Origin of the sequence: Aeromonas lacus, assembly GCF_000764665.1 — a bacterium.
Classification (GTDB): Bacteria; Pseudomonadota; Gammaproteobacteria; order Enterobacterales; family Aeromonadaceae; genus Aeromonas; species Aeromonas lacus.
In genome coordinates this window covers 27,579-46,622 of record NZ_JRGM01000145.1, presented here as the reverse complement: position 1 = coordinate 46,622, position 19,044 = coordinate 27,579, and the positions used below count along the sequence as shown (strand labels likewise).

The window sequence follows — 19,044 nt, the reverse complement described above, 5'->3', positions numbered from 1 at the left end:
GGAGGGCTCTCATGATCAAGCTAACCGGCCTCTCCAAGGCATATCACGGCAATCAGGTGCTCAACGGCATCGATCTGGAGGTAAAGAAGGGGGAGATAGTGGTCATTATCGGCCCCTCCGGCACCGGCAAATCGACCCTGTTGCGCTGCCTGAACCTGCTGGAGACCCCGGATGCAGGCTCGCTTGCCATCGACGATCTGCAGCTCAATCTGGCAGATGCCAGCGAGCAGCAAGCCATCGAGCTGCGCAAACGGGCATCCTTCGTGTTCCAGAACTACGCCCTGTTTGCCAACAAGACGGCGCTGGACAACATCGCTGAAGGGTTGATTACCGTCTGGAAACAGCCGAAGGCGGAAGCTCGTGCTACCGCCCTCGGCATCCTTGAGGACATTGGTCTTGCCGACAAGAAGGACGCCTATCCGGCCTCCCTCTCCGGCGGCCAGCAGCAACGGGTCGGCATCGGCCGGGCCATGGCGGCCCACTCCAAGGTGATCTTGTTTGACGAACCCACCTCGGCGCTCGATCCGGAATGGGTCGATGAAGTGCTCGGGCTGATGAAAAAGCTGGCTAGCCAGCACCAGACCATGGTGGTGGTGACCCACGAGATTGAATTCGCACGGGATGTGGCCGATCGGGTGATCTTCATGGAAGGTGGCCGGATCGTGGAGCAGGGCCCGCCGGATCAGATATTGGTCGATCCCAAGGATCCCCGTACCCGGGAGTTCTTGCGGAAAGTCCTTAAATAGCTCTCTCTTTGGCGGCCTGGCCGCCTTTTTTATTGAGGGATCCCTTGTTTAACCCCGGGTTGCCAGTATAATCCGGAGCCCTCGATCCTCTGGATCCTCACGCTCGGCAGTGGCCTTTTCAAGACCACCGCAGGATGAGAGGGAACGGCGGATTGACTAAAAGCCGAACTCTGTTTAGAATTCGGCCTCTTTTGCTAGTCGTCACACGCTATAGCTGGCGCGTCGGCTAAGTGTGACAATCAAAACTGTACAGTAATACGGAATCGAATCATGAAACGTACTTTTCAACCGTCCAACCTGAAGCGCAAGCGCTCTCACGGTTTCCGCGCCCGCATGGCAACTGCCAACGGTCGTAAAGTTCTGGCCGCTCGTCGTGCCAAGGGTCGTGCCCGCCTGGTAGTCTAATGCCTACCCAGCACACCTTCTCTCGGGAGTTACGTCTGTTAACTCCCGAACACTTCAAACGCGTTTTCGCCGAGCCTGTCCGGGCCGCCTCTCCGCAGATTACTCTTCTCGCCTCTCCCAATTCGCTCGAACACCCTCGTCTTGGTCTCGCTGTGCCCAAAAAAGCACTCAAGCGTGCCGTTTGGCGTAACCGTGTCAAACGGGTGGTTCGGGAAAGTTTCCGCCTCAAACAACATCAGCTGCCCGCTATCGACATCGTGGTGATCGCCAAGGCCGGTGTGAAAGAGATGGATAACGAGGAACTGTTCAAGTTACTGGAAAAGCTATGGCGCACTCTGTCACGCCGTTGCAATGGGTAGCTATCAAACTGATACGTCTGTATCAGCTAATCATTAGCCCTCTGCTGGGGCCGCGCTGCCGTTTTACCCCGACTTGTTCCCAATTTGCGATAGAAGCAATCCGACTTCACGGTTTCATAAAAGGCGTTTGGTTAGCCAGCAAACGTCTATTAAAATGCCATCCCTTATCCGAGGGTGGTTATGACCCGGTTCCGCAACCAAAGCGAAGAAACTGAAGACTATGGAATCACAACGCAATCTACTCCTGATCGGTTTGCTGTTCGTGAGCTTTTTGCTCTGGCAACAGTGGGAGTCCGACAAGGCTCCCAAGCCGGCCCCGACTACCGTGGCCCAAACCGAACATTTCGTACCTGAAGCCGGTCAATCCGGTGATATTCCTCAGGTTTCCGAGCAAGCCAATGCGACTGCCGCACGCAAGCTGATCACCGTCTCCTCCGACGTGCTCAAGCTGACTCTGGATACCCAGGGTGGCGACATCGTCTCTGCTGAACTGCTGGCCCACAAGCTGGAAGAAGGCAAGGATCAACCGTTCGTACTGCTGACCAGCCAGCCTGAGCATCTCTATGTTGCCCAGAGCGGTCTGGTTGGTCGCGATGGTCCTGACAGCCAGGCCCAGGGTCGTCCCACCTATGAAGCCGCCCAGACCAGCTACCAGCTGGCCGATGGTCAGGATCAAGTCGTCGTACCGATGACCTGGACCGACAGCAAGGGCGTTGTCTTCACCAAGGAGTTCATCCTCAAGCGTGGTGACTATGCCGTTGGCGTCGACTACAAGATCGACAACAAATCCGCCGAGCCGGTACAGGTGCAGTTCTACGGTCAGCTGAAGCAGACCGTGGCGACTCCGAAAGACCAGCAAGGCCATGCCATGGTAGCCAGTGCTTACCGCGGCGGTGCCTTCTCCACTGAAGATACCCGCTACAAGAAGTACACCTTCGATGAGATGAAGGATGCCGACCTGAGCAAGACCACCAAGGGTGGTTGGGTCGCCATGCTGCAACACTACTTCGTCTCTGCTTGGGCTCCGAACGCAAACGATACCAACAGCTTCTACAGCCGTGTGATCCCGGGCAAAGGCCAGGCTATCATCGGTTACAAGGCGCCGATGGTTGACGTGGCTGCCGGTCAACAGGCCGAAGTGACCAGCAAACTGTGGGTTGGTCCCAAGCTGCAAGACCAGATGGCCAAGGTGGCAAACCACCTCGACCTGACCGTCGATTACGGCTGGCTGTGGTTCATCGCCCAACCGCTGCACTGGCTGCTGACCGTGTTCCACGGTTTCGTCCAGAACTGGGGTGTAGCCATCATCATGCTGACCTTGCTGGTACGCGGCATCATGTTCCCGCTGACCAAGGCCCAGTACACCTCCATGGCCAAGATGCGCATGCTGCAACCCAAGATTGCGGCCCTGCGCGAGCGCTTCGGCGACGATCGCCAGAAGATGTCTCAGGGCATGATGGAGCTGTACAAGAAGGAGAAGGTCAACCCGCTCGGTGGCTGTCTGCCGATCCTGGTTCAGATGCCCATCTTCATTGCCCTCTACTGGGCACTGATGGAGTCTGTTGAGCTGCGCCACGCGCCGTTCGCCCTGTGGATCACCGACCTGTCAGTGAAGGATCCCTTCTTCGTGCTGCCAATCCTCATGGGTGCGTCCATGTGGTATCTGCAGAAGATGAGCCCGACCACCATTACCGACCCGATGCAGCAGAAAGTGATGCAGTTCATGCCGATCATCTTCACTTTCATGTTCCTCTGGTTCCCGGCTGGTCTGACTCTCTACTGGCTGGTGAGCAACGTTATCTCCATCACCCAGCAGACCATCATCTATCGTCAGCTGGAGAAGAAAGGCCTGCACACTCGTAACTGATGCGCAGCTAATCTTCCCGTGATGACAAAAGAGGCGGCCTTCGGGCCGCCTTTTTTATTACAATGTCTCCCACTACGTTTTCCTATCAGCGAACAAACGAGCCAAGCAAGATGACAACAGATACGATCGTGGCCCAAGCCACCGCGCCAGGCCGTGGTGGCGTCGGCATAGTCCGGGTATCCGGCCCCGCCGCCGAACAGGTTGCCGAGATAGTGCTCGGCAAGTGCCCGCGGGTACGCTACGCCGAATATCTGCCGTTCAGGGATGAGCAAGGCGAAGTACTGGATCAGGGCATAGCCCTGCTGTTCAAGGCCCCCAACAGCTTCACGGGCGAAGATGTGCTGGAGCTGCAGGGCCACGGCGGCCCCGTCATCATGGACATGCTGATCCGCCGCATTCTGCAAATCGACGGGATCCGCCCTGCCCGCCCCGGCGAGTTCAGCGAGCGCGCCTTCATCAACGACAAGCTGGATCTGGCACAGGCCGAGGCGATTGCCGACCTTATTGAAGCCTCCAGCGAACAGGCTGCCCGCAGCGCCATGCACTCCCTGCAGGGGCAGTTCTCCAGCAAGATCCAGCAGCTGGTGGAAAACCTGACCCGGCTGCGCATCTATGTGGAAGCGGCCATCGACTTCCCGGACGAGGAGATCGACTTCCTATCTGATGGCAAGGTAGCGGGCGACCTCTACGCCATCATGTCCGAGCTGGACGACGTGCGTGGTGAAGCCAAGCAGGGCGCCCTGCTGCGGGAAGGGATGAAGGTGGTGATCGCCGGTCGCCCCAACGCCGGCAAATCGAGCCTGCTCAACGCTCTGGCAGGCCGTGAGTCAGCCATCGTTACCGAGATTGCCGGTACCACCCGCGACGTACTGCGCGAGCACATCCATCTCGATGGCATGCCGCTGCATATCATCGACACCGCCGGCCTGCGCGACACCCAGGACAAGGTGGAGCAGATCGGAATCGAGCGCGCCTGGGCCGAGATTGAACAGGCAGATCGGGTGCTGTTTATGGTGGATGGCACCACCACAGACGCGGTCGACCCGCGGGAGATCTGGCCGGAATTTGTTGATCGGTTGCCAAAAAACATCGGCCTCACCGTTATTCGCAACAAGGCCGACCTGACTGGCGAAGATCTGGCACCGAGCCAAGAGCAGGGCCACGCCGTCTACCGCATCTCCGCCAAGACCGAGCTGGGGCTGCCCGCCCTGCGCGAGCACCTGAAGGCTTGCATGGGCTTCCAGGGCAACACCGAAGGGGGCTTTATGGCCCGCCGCCGCCATCTGGATGCGCTGGAGCGCGCCGCCGAGCGCCTGCTGGTGGCCAAAGAGCAGCTGGAAGTGTTCGTGGCCGGCGAGCTGGTAGCCGAAGAGCTGCGCCTCGCGCAGGAGTCCCTCTCCGAGATCACCGGCGAATTCAGTTCTGACGATCTGCTGGGCCGCATCTTCTCCAGCTTCTGCATCGGCAAATAAGCCGGTACCGCAGACAACAAAAGCCCGGGTTCATCCCGGGCTTTTGTTGTGCATTTTTCATCCACCAACCTAGAGGCGGCGCAGACACCACATGAAGTAAGCACCTCCTTACTGCTGCTTTATATCGTGCAATAAAGGGAAATCCCCACCATTTCACATGCTCAAGCACTTGATGAAAAGGAAGTAGAAAGAGCCCAGCCACCTTAAAATGCCATCGGGAATGGCCCCCAAGTATCCTGACAAGCCTCTTTTATTTCATCCGCTCAACAGCACCACCCAGCTGGCCTCACAGAGACAAGATCCACAGCTATCTCTGAGTGGATCCATTATCCCCAAGCTTTATCCATATTTATCCACATCCTTTGGAGTTAGAATCCGGCTTCGCCTCTTTTCTCTGAATCAGGATCCATTCCATGGCAAAACTCAATATCGTCGTCGGTTCCATGCTGGGGGCCGCCGAATATGTCGCCGATCATGTGGCCAATCTGCTGGAACAGGCGGGTCACCAGACCCGGATCCACAACCCTGCCTCGCTGACCGAAGTACTGGATGAGCCCGGATCCATACTGCTGGTGGTCACTTCCACCCATGGTGCAGGAGATATACCGGACAACCTGCAGCCCTTCGCCAAGGATCTTGCCGAGCAGCATCCGGATCTTAACTCACTGAAATATGGAGTGATCGCTCTTGGTGACAGCAGTTATGACACCTTCTGTCAGGGCGGCAAGACGTTGGATCGGCTGCTGGCCAAGTGCGGTGCCAGCCGGATCGGCGAACGGCTCGATATCGATGTAACCCGTTACGAGATACCGGAAGATGCAGCAGAAGCCTGGATCCATAACTGGATGACCATGATCGCCTGATCACTCACGGGAGATCCGCAATAAAAGTGCGATCTCCCGACTTATCCCCAGATCGGCTATCCACCAGGTTATTAACAGCTGGATCTTGCAAAGTTGTTCTACACGGTTACCCACAGCAATCCATATAAATGTGCATAACTACAGGTTTAACCTCTGTAAAACCTATAGTTATCCTATGAATGAGATCTTGCGCAGGTTTGCCCTGTGTATAAATGTCAGGGTTGTCCCATGGTTCAAGGAGCCAGGATCCAAGCTTTTCCACAAGCTGGGATCGCCTTTAACTGAATGATCTTTATGATCAAAAAGTGCTTATCAACAGATCTTGCTGATCCTAATAAAAGATCCAGTAAAAGATCGATCTAAAGATCCTTAAGATCTATTTAGTGGATCCTCTCTTCATACTGAACGTTAAGTAGACGTTCCCCTCAGGGCGTGAAACAGATAGAATGTTCCGCCTTTTAGCTCAGGCAAATACAGATCTTCAGGCGTGCAGATCAAGGTGATCCCAATGCAATACCATGAACAATTTGATGTGATCGTCGTCGGTGGCGGTCATGCCGGAACCGAAGCAGCAACAGCGGCAGCCCGTATGGGCATGAATACCCTGTTGCTGACCCACAATATCGATACGCTGGGGCATATGTCCTGCAACCCGGCGATCGGCGGGATCGGCAAGGGACACCTGGTCAAGGAAGTTGACGCTCTCGGCGGGATCATGGCTCGAGCCATCGATCTTGGCGGGATCCAGTTCCGCACTCTCAACTCATCCAAAGGGCCAGCAGTACGCGCTACCCGCGCTCAGGCAGATCGCCTGCTTTACAAGGCTGTCGTACGCCAGATGCTGGAGAACTACCCCAACCTGAAGATCTTCCAGCAGGCCTGTGACGATCTCATCATGGACGGGGATCGTGTTGCCGGTGTGGTGACCCAGAGCGGGATCCGCATTAGCGGCAAGACTGTGGTGTTGACTGTAGGCACTTTCCTGAATGGTTTGATCCATATCGGGATGGAGAACTACAAGGGCGGCCGTGCCGGGGATCCTCCCTCGATCGCCCTCGCCCAGCGCCTGCGCGAACTGCCGCTGCGCATCGATCGCCTCAAGACCGGCACTCCGCCCCGCATCGATGCCCGCAGCGTCGATTTCTCCGTAATGCAGGAGCAGCACGGTGACGATCCGCGTCCGGTATTCTCTTTCATCGGTGATGCCAGCCAGCATCCCCGTCAGGTGCCTTGCTACGTAACCCATACCAACGAGCGCACCCATGATGTGATCCGCAATAACCTGGATCGCAGCCCCATGTACGCCGGGGTGATCGAAGGGATCGGCCCGCGCTACTGCCCGTCGATCGAGGACAAGATCACCCGCTTTGCCGACAAGACTGCGCACCAGATCTTCGTCGAGCCGGAAGGCCTGACCACCCACGAGCTCTACCCGAACGGGATCTCCACCAGCTTGCCGTTTGACGTGCAGGTGCAGATCGTTCGCTCCGTGCGCGGCTTCGAGAATGCCCACATCACCCGCCCGGGTTATGCCATCGAGTACGATTTCTTCGATCCGCGGGATCTCAAGGCCAACATGGAGAGCAAGTGCATTCCAAACCTGTTCTTCGCTGGCCAGATCAACGGGACGACCGGTTACGAAGAGGCGGCAGCACAAGGCCTGATGGCCGGTCTGAACGCAGCCCTGCGTGCGCAGGACAAGGATCCCTGGAACCCTCGCCGGGATCAGGCCTACATGGGCGTGATGATGGACGACCTCTCCACCCTGGGTACCCGTGAACCCTATCGCATGTTCACCAGCCGTGCCGAATATCGTCTGCTGCTGCGTGAAGACAACGCCGATATCCGCCTGACCACCATCGGTCGCGAGCTGGGTCTGGTGGATGACGAGCGCTGGAGCAAGTTCAACGCCAAGATGGAGCAGGTAGAGCTGGAGCGTCAGCGTATGCGCTCGACCTGGATCCACCCGCAGCATCCGTCGCTGGAGGCGGTCAACGCCCTGGTCAACACCCCGCTGACGCGCGAACAGAGCCTGGAAGAGCTGCTGCGTCGTCCGGAAGTGACCTACGATGCCCTGATGACCATCGACGGGATCGGCCCTGCCGTGGCGGATCCTGCCGCTGCCGAGCAGGTGGAAATCCAGATCAAGTACGCCGGTTACATCGATCGTCAGCAGGACGAAGTGGAGAAGCAGCTGCGCAACGAGAACACCCTGTTGCCGCTGGATCTCGACTATCGCGATGTGAATGGCCTCTCCAACGAGGTGAAAGCCAAGCTCAACGATGCCAAGCCGCAGACCATCGGTCAGGCTTCCCGCATCTCCGGCATCACCCCGGCGGCCATCTCCATTCTGCTGGTGCACCTGAAAAAACACGGCCTGCTGCGTAAAACAGCCTGAGGAATCCCATGTTGGAAAGATTGAACGGCCTGCTCATGCAGGCCGGAATTGTTATCACCGATACCCAAAAGAGCCAACTGGTGCAGCTGGTCGAGTTGCTGCACAAGTGGAACAAGGCTTACAATCTCACCTCGGTTCGTGATCCGGACGCCATGCTGGTCAAGCATATCCTCGACAGTCTGGTGGTAAGCCCCCACTTGCATGGGGAGCGCTTCATCGATGTGGGGACCGGTCCCGGCTTGCCTGGACTGCCGCTGGCCATCATCAACCCGGACAAGCAGTTCGTTCTGCTGGACAGTCTGGGCAAACGGATCAACTTCATCCGCCAGGTCATTCTGGAGCTGGGGTTGACCAATGTGACGCCGATCAAATCCCGGGTGGAAGAGTATCAACCCGAAGTCGGGTTTGATGGTGTACTCAGCAGAGCGTTCGCTTCGCTGGAGGACATGCTGAGCTGGTGTCACCACCTGCCGTCAGAACAGGGCAGCTTCCTCGCGCTCAAGGGACAATATCCCGCAGAGGAGCTGGCCCAGTTGCCTGCCAATATCCGTCTGGTAGCCTGTCATGAGTTGCGGGTGCCGGAGCTGGAAGGCGAACGTCATCTGCTGGAATTCAAACATATCCAGCCCGAATAGGGTCGCAGTTTCATTTAGGGGATAGTGTGGGAAAAGTCATTGCCATAGCCAACCAGAAGGGTGGAGTGGGTAAAACCACCACCTGTGTGAACCTGGCCGCCTCCATGGCCGCCACCCGGCGCAAGGTGCTGGTGATCGATCTGGATCCGCAGGGCAATGCCACCATGGGCAGCGGCGTCGACAAGTACGAAGTCGAGCGTACAGCCTATGAGCTGCTGATCGAAGATGCCCCCATCAGCGAGGTGATCATCCCCGAAACTTCCGGTGGCTATCACCTGATCGCCGCCAACGCCGACGTGACCGCGGCCGAAATCCGCCTGATGGAATTTTTCGCCCGCGAGATCCGCCTGCGCAATGCGCTGGCCTCGGTGCGGGACAAGTACGACTACGTCTTCATCGACTGTCCCCCTTCCCTCAACATGCTGACCGTGAATGCCATGGCCGCCGCCGACTCCGTGCTGGTGCCCATGCAGTGCGAATACTACGCGCTGGAGGGGCTCACCGCCCTGGTCGACACCATCAGCAAGCTGGCTGCCGTGGTCAATCCCGATCTCAAGATCGAAGGGGTGCTGCGTACCATGTACGATCACCGCAACCGGCTGGCCAATGATGTGTCCGATCAGCTAAAACAGCACTTCGGCGACAAGGTCTACCGCACCATCATTCCCCGCAACGTCAGACTGGCGGAGGCGCCGAGTTTCGGTGCGCCGGCCATGCACTATGACAAATCATCGGTGGGCGCCAAGGCCTACCTGGCTCTGGCTGGCGAGATCCTGCGCCGCCAGGAGCAGGAACGTCAGGCGACCATCGCAGACCGAGAGAGCGTATGACTCCGAAAAAACGTGGACTGGGCAAGGGGCTGGATGCTCTGCTCAGTACCAGCACGGCTGCCCGCCAGAAACAGGTGATGAGCGATCAACGTACCGAGCAGGCTATGGCCCCGACCAATCAGGGTGAGCTGCGCAAGCTGCCGGTGGAGTGGCTGCACTCGGGCAAATACCAGCCGCGCAAGGACATGTCGCAGGATGCGCTGGAAGAGCTGGCCAACTCCATCCGCGCCCAGGGGGTGATCCAGCCCATCGTGGTGCGCCCGGTCGCCGAACACTCTTTTGAAATCATCGCTGGCGAGCGGCGCTGGCGCGCGTCCCAGCTGGCCCGGCTTGAAGTGGTGCCCTGCATCGTCAAGGATGTGCCTGACGAAGCGGCGGTGGCCATCGCGCTGATTGAGAACATCCAGCGTGAAGATCTCAATGCCATCGAAGAGGCCGTCGCCCTGCAGCGACTGCTGACCGAATTTGAACTCACCCACCAGCAGGTGGCCGAGGCAGTGGGCAAGTCCCGCACCACGGTAACCAACCTGTTGCGTCTCAACCAGCTCAACGATGACGTGAAGCGTTTCGTCGAGCATGGCGATCTCGACATGGGCCACGCCCGTGCCCTGCTGGCCCTGAGTGGTCAGGCCCAGTCCGAACTGGCCAAGCTGGTTGCCCAGAAAGGGCTGACCGTGCGCGATACCGAAAAGCTGGTGCAAAAGGCGCTGGAGCCGGCAAAAACCAAGGTCGAGCCGGTTCGCGATCCCCAGTTCGGTTACCTGGAGCGCCAGCTGGCTGAAAAAATTGGCAATCAGGTACAACTTCAGCCTGGCAAGCGGGATAGCGGAAAGTTAGTAATTAGTTACGAGAACTTGTCCGATTTGGACCGCATATTGGGCTATTTTGGCGTGTCGGAATCGTGATTTTTACGCTTTTTGTAGTAATAAAACATCCATTCCTTTTGATATGGGCATAACCCTGATTTTGCGCTGAAAGCCGCAAAAATTAAGGATTTTTGTCATATTGCAATAGTGGCCCTCAAGGGTATAATTTGACCGGCTTTTAGAGCTGTTAACATGGGGTCTTCGGATCCCGATTTTTTACAGTTCTGTAATGTTCAGGGGTAGGTTGGTGAAGCAGAAAATAGCCTTGGAAGGTTTGACACTGGCCTTGGTTATGCTCGTTTGTCAGCTGGTCCTGATCCTGGCGATGAGTGCCGTCTGGTATTACCTGACTGGTGCCAGCGCCGGTTATTCCGCCCTTTACGGAGGGGGGATGTACTGGGTTCCTCAAGCCTTGTTCACTCTCTGGGTACTGCGCCGCAAGGTAACGGCCGAGAGTGTGGGTCTGGTTCTGCGGGACTTTTATGGTGGGGCAGGGATTAAGCTCATTACTACAACAGGTCTATTCGCCCTGATGTTTGGTGCGGGAGTCGAGGTCGTTACCGTCTCGTTTTTCGCCACTTATATCCTCGCCCTCGTTGTACAGTGGATAGTCTCATTCACGCTTAACAACCACTATTAGGAAAACTCATGTCTGCAACCGGAGAAGTCCTGACTCCTCAGGGATATATCTCCCACCACCTGACCCACCTGCAAGTCGGGTCCGGGTTCTGGACGGTCAATATCGACTCAATGGTATTTTCCGTCGTGCTAGGCGCCCTGTTTATCCTGTTGTTCCGCAAAGTAGCCGTCAACGCTACCAGCGGGGTGCCGGGTAAGCTGCAGTGCTTTGTGGAGATGCTGGTCGAGTTTGTGAATGGTAACGTCAAAGACATCTTTCACGGTCGCAACAAGGTCATCGCACCTTTGGGGCTGACGGTGTTTGTCTGGATCTTCCTGATGAACCTGATGGATCTGATCCCTGTTGACTTTATCCCTCACGCTGCACAATTGATGGGTATTCCCTATCTGCGTGTGGTTCCCTCTGCTGACGTTAACATCACCATGTCCATGGCTTTGGGCGTGTTCTTCTTGATCCTGTACTACAGCATCAAGGTCAAGGGTATCGGCGGGTTTGTGAAGGAGCTGACTCTTCAGCCTTTCAACCACCCGGCTGCCATCCCGGTTAACCTCATCCTGGAAACTGTTACGCTGGTATCCAAACCGGTCTCTCTGGGTCTTCGACTGTTCGGCAACATGTATGCTGGCGAACTGATCTTTATCCTGATTGCGGGTTTGCTACCCTGGTGGTCACAGTGGATCCTGTCCGTGCCTTGGGCAATTTTCCACATCCTGATCATCACTTTGCAGGCATTCATCTTCATGGTTCTGACCATCGTCTATCTGTCGATGGCGCAGGAAGACCATTGATAATGCGACTCAAATAATCCTTTTTATACAATCAATTACATCTAAATAAATGGAGATCCTCATGGAAAACTTGAACATGGACCTGCTGTACATCGCTGCTGCAATGATGATGGGTCTGGCTGCTATCGGCGCTTCCATCGGTATCGGTATTCTGGGTGGTAAATTCCTGGAAGGTGCTGCTCGTCAACCTGACCTGATCCCTGTTCTGCGTACCCAGTTCTTCATCGTAATGGGTCTGGTCGATGCGATCCCGATGATCGCCGTTGGTCTGGGTCTGTACGTGATGTTTGCGGTTGCTGGCTAAGTCGTTACGACATCTCCAGGCATAACCCATTAACTAACTAAAGAGGACATCGGCTGTGAATATCAACGCCACCCTCCTCGGCCAAGCAATTGCTTTTTTCTTCTTCGTAGTGTTTTGCATGAAGTACGTATGGCCGCCGTTGATTGCTGCCATCGAAGCCCGTCAAAAAGCTATTGCTGACGGTCTCTCTTCTGCAGAGCGTGCCAAGAAAGATCTGGATTTGGCCAAGGCCAACGCCGTCGATCAGCTGAAAGAAGCCAAGCTCCAGGCTGCTGAAATCATTGAACAGGCCAACAAACGCAAGGCCCAGATCATTGATGAGGCAACTGTCGGAGCTCAGTCTGAGCGGGAGAAAATCCTGGCTCAAGGCCGTGCCGAGATTGAAGCTGAACGTCATCGTGCCAAAGAAGAACTGCGCAAGCAGGTTGCTGCTCTTGCCATTGCTGGTGCAGAGAAGATCCTGGCGCGCCAAATCGACCAGGCTGCCAACAGCGACATCGTCGACAAACTGGTAGCAGAACTGTAACGGGAACGGGGCTATGTCTGAACTGACTACAATCGCTCGCCCCTACGCCAAGGCTGCTTTCGAGTTTGCCGTTGAGCACAAGGCGGTTGATCAGTGGCTGGGGATGCTCAGCTTCGCTGCGGAAGTAGCGAAGAACGAGACCATCCACTCCCTGGTAAACGGCTCTGTGGCTGCCGAAGAGCTGGCAAAACTGTTTGTCAGCATCTGCGGTGAGCAACTCGACGAGCATGGCCAGAACCTGATCCGGGTAATGGCTGAGAATGGTCGCTTGGGTGTGCTGCCGGCGGTCGTTGCCGAATTTGTGGTGTTCAAGGCTGAACTGGATAAAGAAGTTCAGGCTGACGTGACATCGGCGATTGCACTGACCGACCAGCAGAAAGCCAATATTCAGGCTTCTCTGGAACAACGTCTCGCGCGCAAAGTGAAGCTGAATTGCAGCATTGATGCGTCCTTGATGGCCGGGGTGCTCATCAAGGCCGGTGATCTGGTAATCGACGGCACAGTCCGCGGTAAGCTGGATCGCATGGCTGACGCGCTGCAATCTTGATTGGGGTATTAGAGCATGCAACTGAATTCCACTGAAATCGCCGAGCTGATCAAGCAGCGCATTGCGCAGTTTGATGTAAAGAGCGAAGCGCGTAACGAAGGTACTATCGTCTCTGTGAGCGACGGTATCATTCGTATTCACGGCCTGGCTGATGCCATGCAGGGTGAGATGATCGAGCTGCCGGGCAACCGTTACGCTCTGGCATTGAACCTGGAGCGTGACTCCGTCGGTGCGGTGATTATGGGTTCCTATGACGGTCTGTCAGAAGGAATGAAAGTAAAAGGTACTGGCCGTATTCTGGAAGTGCCGGTAGGTCGTGGTCTGTTGGGCCGGGTGTTGAACACCCTGGGTCAGCCGATCGACGGTAAAGGTCCGATCGACAACGATGGCTTCTCGCCGATCGAAGTGATCGCACCGGGCGTTATCGAGCGTAAGTCTGTTGACCAGCCGGTCCAGACCGGTCTGAAAGCCATCGATGCCATGATCCCGATTGGTCGTGGCCAGCGTGAGCTGATCATCGGTGACCGTCAGGTTGGTAAGACCGCCATCGCGATCGACACCATCATCAACCAGAAAGATTCCGGCATTAAGTGTGTCTACGTTGCGATTGGCCAGAAGGCCTCCACCATCGCCAACGTGGTGCGCAAGCTGGAAGAGCACGGCGCCCTGGCCAACACCATCGTGGTTGTTGCCTCTGCCTCCGAAGCGGCTGCCCTGCAGTACCTGGCTCCGTATGCCGGTTGCTCCATGGGTGAGTACTTCCGTGACCGCGGTGAAGACGCGCTGATCATCTATGATGACCTGTCCAAACAGGCCGTAGCTTATCGCCAGATCTCCCTGCTGCTGCGCCGTCCGCCAGGACGTGAAGCTTACCCGGGTGACGTTTTCTATCTGCACTCCCGTCTGCTGGAGCGTGCTGCTCGCGTTAACGCCGAGTACGTAGAGAAGTTCACCAATGGTGAAGTGAAAGGCAAAACCGGTTCTCTGACCGCGCTGCCGATCATCGAAACCCAGGCGGGTGACGTATCAGCGTTCGTTCCGACCAACGTGATCTCCATCACCGATGGTCAGATCTTCCTGACTTCACAGCTGTTCAACTCCGGTATTCGTCCGGCGGTTGACCCGGGTATCTCCGTATCCCGTGTAGGTGGTGCTGCTCAGACCAAGATCGTCAAGAAGCTGTCCGGTGGTATCCGTACCGCGCTGGCCCAGTATCGCGAACTGGCGGCGTTCGCCCAGTTCTCTTCCGATCTGGACGAGGCGACTCGCAAGCAGCTGGATCACGGTGTGAAAGTGACCGAGCTGATGAAGCAGAAGCAGTACTCTCCGCTGAGCGTGGCTCACCAGTCTCTGGTGCTGTTCGCCGCCGAGAAAGGCTATCTCTCCGATGTCGAGCTGAACAAGATCGTCGACTTCGAAGCCGCTCTGCTCTCTTACGCCAATACCCAGCATGCCGAGCTGATGGCTGAAATCAATGCCAAGGCCGATTACAACGACGCGATCGTTGGCAAGCTGACTGCGTTGCTGGATGACTTCAAGGCAACCCAGACCTGGTAAGCGTGTGTGGCAGCGCGAGCTGCCACCTGATGGAGAGTAAGAGATGGCCGGCGCAAAAGAGATACGTAACAAGATCGGGAGTGTGAAAAACACTCAGAAGATCACCGGCGCTATGGAAATGGTGGCAGCAAGCAAAATGCGCCGTGCGCAGGAACGCATGTCTGCCAGCCGTCCGTACGCTGAAACCATGCGCAAGGTGATCGGCCATATCGCTCAGGGGAACTTGGAATACAAGCACCCCTACCTCATCGAACGTGAGGTCAAGCGAGTGGGTTACATCGTCGTCTCCACCGACCGTGGCCTGTGTGGCGGTTTGAACATTAACCTGTTCAAGGCTGCCCTCAATGATATGAAGCAATGGAGCGCGAAAGGTGCCAAGGTTGACCTGGCACTGATCGGTAACAAGGCCTCCAACTTCTTTGAACGGCACGGCGCCAAGGTTAAAGCTCATGTCGCAGGACTGGGCGATAGTCCGAGCGTCAATGACCTGATTGGTTCAGTCAAGGTCATGCTGAAGGCTTACGACAACGGTGAGATTGACAAGCTGTATCTGGTGTACAACAAGTTCGTCAACACCATGGTGCAGCAACCACGGGTCGATCAACTGCTGCCTTTGCCCGTAACTGAAGACAGCAAGCTCGCCAAGAAACACCACTGGGATTACCTCTATGAGCCGGATCCCAAGAAGCTGCTGGATACCCTGCTGGTTCGCTATGTCGAATCCCAGGTGTACCAGGGTGTAGTGGAAAACTTGGCAAGTGAACAGGCAGCCCGAATGGTTGCCATGCAAGCCGCGACTGACAACGCCGGTAACCTGATTAACGATCTGCAACTGGTATACAACAAGGCCCGTCAGGCCAGTATTACCCAGGAGCTGACAGAGATCGTATCCGGTGCTGCTGCGGTGTAAGGCAAGGGTTATCAAAGGTTTAGAGGATTTGACATGAGTAACGGTTTCATCGTCCAAATCATCGGCGCTGTGGTGGACATCGAGTTCCCGCAGGATGCCGTGCCCCAGGTGTACGATGCACTGAAGGTCGTTAGCGAAGGTCAAGGCCAGGGTCTGGTGCTGGAAGTTCAGCAACAGATCGGTGGCGGCGTCGTTCGTTGCATCACCATGGGCTCCTCCGACGGTCTGCGTCGTGGGTTGGAAGTAGTGAATAGCGGTAAATCCATCCAGGTTCCGGTCGGTACTGCGACTCTGGGTCGGATCATGAACGTACTGGGCGAGCCAATCGACGAAAAAGGTCCGATCGGTGAAGAAGAGTGCTGGTCTATCCACCGCGCTGCCCCCAGCTACGAAGATCAGTCCAACAGCAACGATCTGCTGGAGACCGGCATCAAGGTTATCGACCTGGTATGCCCGTTCGCCAAGGGTGGTAAAGTTGGTCTGTTCGGTGGTGCCGGTGTAGGCAAAACCGTAAACATGATGGAGCTGATCCGTAACATCGCGATCGAGCACAGTGGTTACTCTGTGTTCGCCGGTGTAGGTGAGCGTACCCGTGAGGGTAACGACTTCTACCACGAGATGATGGAGTCCAACGTACTGGACAAAGTATCTCTGGTTTACGGTCAGATGAACGAGCCGCCCGGAAACCGTCTGCGCGTAGCGCTGACCGGCCTGACCATGGCCGAGAAGTTCCGTGACGAAGGTCGTGACGTGCTGTTCTTCGTGGACAACATCTACCGTTACACCCTGGCCGGTACTGAAGTATCCGCACTGCTGGGCCGTATGCCTTCCGCAGTAGGTTACCAGCCGACCCTGGCCGAGGAGATGGGTGTTCTGCAAGAACGTATCACCTCCACCAAGACTGGTTCTATCACCTCCGTACAGGCCGTTTACGTTCCTGCGGATGACTTGACTGACCCGTCTCCGGCGACCACCTTCGCCCACCTGGATGCGACTGTCGTACTGTCCCGTCAGATCGCGGCACTGGGTATCTACCCGGCCGTTGACCCGCTGGACTCTACCTCTCGTCAGCTGGATCCGCTGGTAGTTGGCAAAGAGCACTACGAGACCGCTCGTGGCGTTCAAACCGTACTGCAGCGCTACAAAGAGCTGAAGGACATCATCGCCATCCTGGGTATGGATGAACTGTCAGAAGAAGACAAACTGACCGTAGCCCGTGCCCGTAAGATCGAGCGTTTCCTGTCCCAGCCGTTCTTCGTAGCAGAAGTGTTTACCGGTTCTCCGGGTAAATACGTGCCGCTGAAAGAGACCATCCGTGGTTTCCAGGGCATCCTGAAAGGCGAGTATGACGATCTGCCCGAGCAGGCGTTCTACATGGTTGGCGGTATCGACGAAGTCGTCGAGAAATCCAAGAAACTGTAAGCCTCTACTGGAGGGCCCATGGCTGAGATGATCTCCTTTCACCTGGATGTGGTGAGCGCCGAAGGAAAACTGTTTTCCGGTCGCGTGCAATCCGCTCAGGTATCAGGCTCCGAAGGTGAGTTGGGTCTCCGCCACGGTCATGCTCCGTTGCTGACTGCCATCAAGCCGGGCCTGGTCCGCTTGGTGAAGCAGAATGGAACTGAAGAGGTGCTGTACATCTCCGGCGGTATGCTGGAAGTACAACCCGAAGCCGTGACCGTGCTGGCGGACACCGCGATTCGTGCCGATGACTTGGATGAGGCGAAAGCCCAGGAAGCCAAGCGCGCAGCCGAAGAGCGGATCCACAGCTCCCATGGCGATATGGACTATGCCCAGGCCGCTACCGAGCTGGCCAAGGCGATGGCTCAACTGCGAGTCATCGATATCGTCAAAAAGAATTACCGCTAATAACGGTGATGTAAAAAGCGACCTTCGGGTCGCTTTTTTTTTGCCCGTTGGATAGACTCCGCCGAGTATTTCCTCATGTTCCAAAGGTCAATTTATGTCCCTCAACGTCGTGATCCTGGCTGCGGGTAAAGGCACCCGCATGCGCTCCTCCCTGCCCAAGGTACTGCACCCGGTCGCCAACAAACCCATGGTCTCCCATGTGATCGATACCGCCCGTCAGGTCGGTGCCGAGCAGTTGCATCTGGTTTATGGCCACGGTGCCGAGCTGCTGAAAGAGCGGATCGTGGCGGCTGATGTCAACTGGGTGCTGCAAGCCCAGCAGATGGGAACCGGTCACGCCGTTGCCCAAGCCATCCCGTTCTGGAAGGATGAGGATGATGTGCTGGTACTGTACGGCGATACCCCGCTGATCCAGCCCGAGACCCTGCAGCGTTTGCTCGCCGCCAAAGCGGAAAACGGGATGGCACTGCTGACCGTGGTGCTGGACAACCCCACTGGCTATGGCCGCATCGTCCGTGAAAATGGTCAGGTAGTCGGCATCGTCGAGCAGAAGGATGCCAATGCCGAACAGCTGGCGATCCGTGAGGTGAACACCGGCGTGTTGGTGGCCAATGGGGGCCAGTTGCGTCAATGGCTGTCTCGTCTCGATAACAAAAACGCCCAGGGCGAGTTCTATCTGACCGATGTGATCGCCATGGCTCACGACGATAATTGCCCGATTGCCGCCGTTCATCCGGAGCGCGCCGCTGAAGTGGAAGGGGCCAACAATCGGGTGCAATTGGCCCAACTTGAGCGCAGTTATCAGCAGATGCAGGCCGAGAAACTGATGATTGCAGGTGCAACCATGATCGACCCCGCACGCTTTGATTTGCGTGGGGTTTTGGAGATTGGTGAAGAGGTTGTTATTGATGCAAACGTCATCATTGAGGGCAAGGTGATTCTCGGCAATCACGTTCGTATCGGAGCCGGTTGCGTACTGAAAGATTGTGTCATTGGCGATCACACCGAGGTGAAACCCTACTCGGTTATCGAGGGTGCACAGGTGGCAGATCAGTGCTCAGTGGGTCCGTTTACCCGCTTGCGTCCGGGGGCGGTTCTGGAGCAGGATGCGCACGTTGGCAACTTCGTCGAGATGAAGAAAGCCCGTCTTGGGGTTGGTTCCAAGTGTGGTCATTTGACCTATCTGGGTGATGCCGAGATCGGAGCCGGGGTGAACATCGGTGCCGGTACCATCACCTGCAACTACGACGGGGTCAACAAATTCCAGACCATCATCGAGGACGATGTGTTCGTCGGTTCTGATACCCAACTGGTAGCGCCTGTTCGCATCGGCAAAGGGGCCACCCTGGGTGCCGGCTCTACTATTACCAAGGACGTGGGTGAAAATGAACTCGTGATTACCCGGGTACCCCAGCGTCACATCAAGAACTGGGCTCGTCCGGTCAAGAAAACTGATAAGTGA

General features: G+C 56.5%; 21 protein-coding genes. All 21 read left to right on the top strand.

Annotated features, from left to right (window positions below; genetic code table 11):
* Positions 1 to 11 precede the first annotated feature (11 nt).
* The 21 genes from LG31_RS0114985 to glmU all read left to right on the top strand — a co-directional run bounded on the left by LG31_RS0114985 (position 12) and on the right by glmU (position 19,044).
* Positions 12 to 746, top strand: coding sequence for an amino acid ABC transporter ATP-binding protein (locus tag LG31_RS0114985; protein ID WP_033115251.1), 735 nt, complete (start codon positions 12 to 14; stop codon positions 744 to 746).
* A gap of 270 nt (positions 747 to 1,016) precedes the next feature.
* Positions 1,017 to 1,151, top strand: coding sequence for a 50S ribosomal protein L34 (rpmH, locus tag LG31_RS0114980; protein WP_005307156.1), 135 nt, complete (start codon positions 1,017 to 1,019; stop codon positions 1,149 to 1,151).
* Complete coding sequence (gene rnpA / locus LG31_RS0114975; RefSeq protein ID WP_005342318.1) at positions 1,151 to 1,510, top strand: ribonuclease P protein component; 360 nt, start codon at positions 1,151 to 1,153, stop codon at positions 1,508 to 1,510. The genes rpmH and rnpA overlap by 1 nt, the downstream gene beginning before the upstream one ends.
* The gene (gene yidD, locus LG31_RS20540; protein ID WP_010672280.1) at positions 1,477 to 1,725 is read left to right on the top strand and encodes a membrane protein insertion efficiency factor YidD; all 249 of its coding nucleotides are present in this window, start codon (positions 1,477 to 1,479) and stop codon (positions 1,723 to 1,725) included. The genes rnpA and yidD overlap by 34 nt, the downstream gene beginning before the upstream one ends.
* Positions 1,726 to 1,730: 5 nt before the next feature.
* Positions 1,731 to 3,377 (top strand): membrane protein insertase YidC, encoded by a 1,647-nt coding sequence (gene yidC, locus LG31_RS0114970; protein WP_033115250.1) that lies wholly within the window; start codon positions 1,731 to 1,733, stop codon positions 3,375 to 3,377.
* A gap of 110 nt (positions 3,378 to 3,487) precedes the next feature.
* The gene (gene mnmE / locus LG31_RS0114965; protein ID WP_033115249.1) at positions 3,488 to 4,849 is read left to right on the top strand and encodes a tRNA uridine-5-carboxymethylaminomethyl(34) synthesis GTPase MnmE; all 1,362 of its coding nucleotides are present in this window, start codon (positions 3,488 to 3,490) and stop codon (positions 4,847 to 4,849) included.
* Positions 4,850 to 5,262: 413 nt separating this feature from the next.
* The gene (mioC, locus tag LG31_RS0114960; RefSeq protein WP_033115248.1) at positions 5,263 to 5,712 is read left to right on the top strand and encodes an FMN-binding protein MioC; all 450 of its coding nucleotides are present in this window, start codon (positions 5,263 to 5,265) and stop codon (positions 5,710 to 5,712) included.
* A 508-nt stretch (positions 5,713 to 6,220) separates the two neighbouring features.
* Positions 6,221 to 8,110 carry a tRNA uridine-5-carboxymethylaminomethyl(34) synthesis enzyme MnmG gene (gene mnmG, locus LG31_RS0114955; protein ID WP_033115247.1) on the top strand — a complete coding sequence of 630 codons (1,890 nt, stop codon included), beginning with the start codon at positions 6,221 to 6,223 and terminating at the stop codon, positions 8,108 to 8,110.
* A gap of 8 nt (positions 8,111 to 8,118) precedes the next feature.
* Positions 8,119 to 8,745, top strand: coding sequence for a 16S rRNA (guanine(527)-N(7))-methyltransferase RsmG (gene rsmG, locus LG31_RS0114950; protein WP_033115246.1), 627 nt, complete (start codon positions 8,119 to 8,121; stop codon positions 8,743 to 8,745).
* A 26-nt stretch (positions 8,746 to 8,771) separates the two neighbouring features.
* On the top strand, positions 8,772 to 9,575 hold the full coding sequence (locus LG31_RS0114945) for a ParA family protein (RefSeq protein ID WP_033115245.1): 804 nt from the start codon (positions 8,772 to 8,774) through the stop codon (positions 9,573 to 9,575).
* Positions 9,572 to 10,480 (top strand): ParB/RepB/Spo0J family partition protein, encoded by a 909-nt coding sequence (locus LG31_RS0114940; protein WP_033115244.1) that lies wholly within the window; start codon positions 9,572 to 9,574, stop codon positions 10,478 to 10,480. The genes LG31_RS0114945 and LG31_RS0114940 overlap by 4 nt, the downstream gene beginning before the upstream one ends.
* 190 nt (positions 10,481 to 10,670) lie before the next feature.
* Positions 10,671 to 11,081, top strand: a complete 411-nt coding sequence (locus LG31_RS0114935; protein WP_033115243.1) for an ATP synthase subunit I — start codon at positions 10,671 to 10,673, stop codon at positions 11,079 to 11,081.
* Positions 11,082 to 11,089: 8 nt separating this feature from the next.
* Positions 11,090 to 11,869, top strand: coding sequence for a F0F1 ATP synthase subunit A (gene atpB, locus LG31_RS0114930; protein WP_033115242.1), 780 nt, complete (start codon positions 11,090 to 11,092; stop codon positions 11,867 to 11,869).
* 61 nt (positions 11,870 to 11,930) lie between these two features.
* Complete coding sequence (atpE, locus tag LG31_RS0114925; protein ID WP_005307205.1) at positions 11,931 to 12,173, top strand: F0F1 ATP synthase subunit C; 243 nt, start codon at positions 11,931 to 11,933, stop codon at positions 12,171 to 12,173.
* 55 nt (positions 12,174 to 12,228) lie between these two features.
* Positions 12,229 to 12,699 carry a F0F1 ATP synthase subunit B gene (gene atpF, locus LG31_RS0114920; RefSeq protein WP_005342350.1) on the top strand — a complete coding sequence of 157 codons (471 nt, stop codon included), beginning with the start codon at positions 12,229 to 12,231 and terminating at the stop codon, positions 12,697 to 12,699.
* 13 nt (positions 12,700 to 12,712) lie between these two features.
* Positions 12,713 to 13,246, top strand: coding sequence for a F0F1 ATP synthase subunit delta (gene atpH, locus LG31_RS0114915; RefSeq protein WP_033115241.1), 534 nt, complete (start codon positions 12,713 to 12,715; stop codon positions 13,244 to 13,246).
* Between the two features lie 15 nt (positions 13,247 to 13,261).
* A complete protein-coding gene (atpA, locus tag LG31_RS0114910) occupies positions 13,262 to 14,803 on the top strand; it encodes a F0F1 ATP synthase subunit alpha (RefSeq protein ID WP_033115240.1) in 1,542 nt (513 codons plus the stop codon).
* Between the two features lie 43 nt (positions 14,804 to 14,846).
* Positions 14,847 to 15,713 carry a F0F1 ATP synthase subunit gamma gene (gene atpG / locus LG31_RS0114905; protein ID WP_005339343.1) on the top strand — a complete coding sequence of 289 codons (867 nt, stop codon included), beginning with the start codon at positions 14,847 to 14,849 and terminating at the stop codon, positions 15,711 to 15,713.
* 33 nt (positions 15,714 to 15,746) lie between these two features.
* Positions 15,747 to 17,135 (top strand): F0F1 ATP synthase subunit beta, encoded by a 1,389-nt coding sequence (gene atpD, locus LG31_RS0114900; RefSeq protein WP_005342353.1) that lies wholly within the window; start codon positions 15,747 to 15,749, stop codon positions 17,133 to 17,135.
* Between the two features lie 18 nt (positions 17,136 to 17,153).
* On the top strand, positions 17,154 to 17,582 hold the full coding sequence (locus LG31_RS0114895; RefSeq protein WP_033115239.1) for a F0F1 ATP synthase subunit epsilon: 429 nt from the start codon (positions 17,154 to 17,156) through the stop codon (positions 17,580 to 17,582).
* A gap of 94 nt (positions 17,583 to 17,676) precedes the next feature.
* Positions 17,677 to 19,044 (top strand): bifunctional UDP-N-acetylglucosamine diphosphorylase/glucosamine-1-phosphate N-acetyltransferase GlmU, encoded by a 1,368-nt coding sequence (gene glmU, locus LG31_RS0114890; protein ID WP_033115238.1) that lies wholly within the window; start codon positions 17,677 to 17,679, stop codon positions 19,042 to 19,044.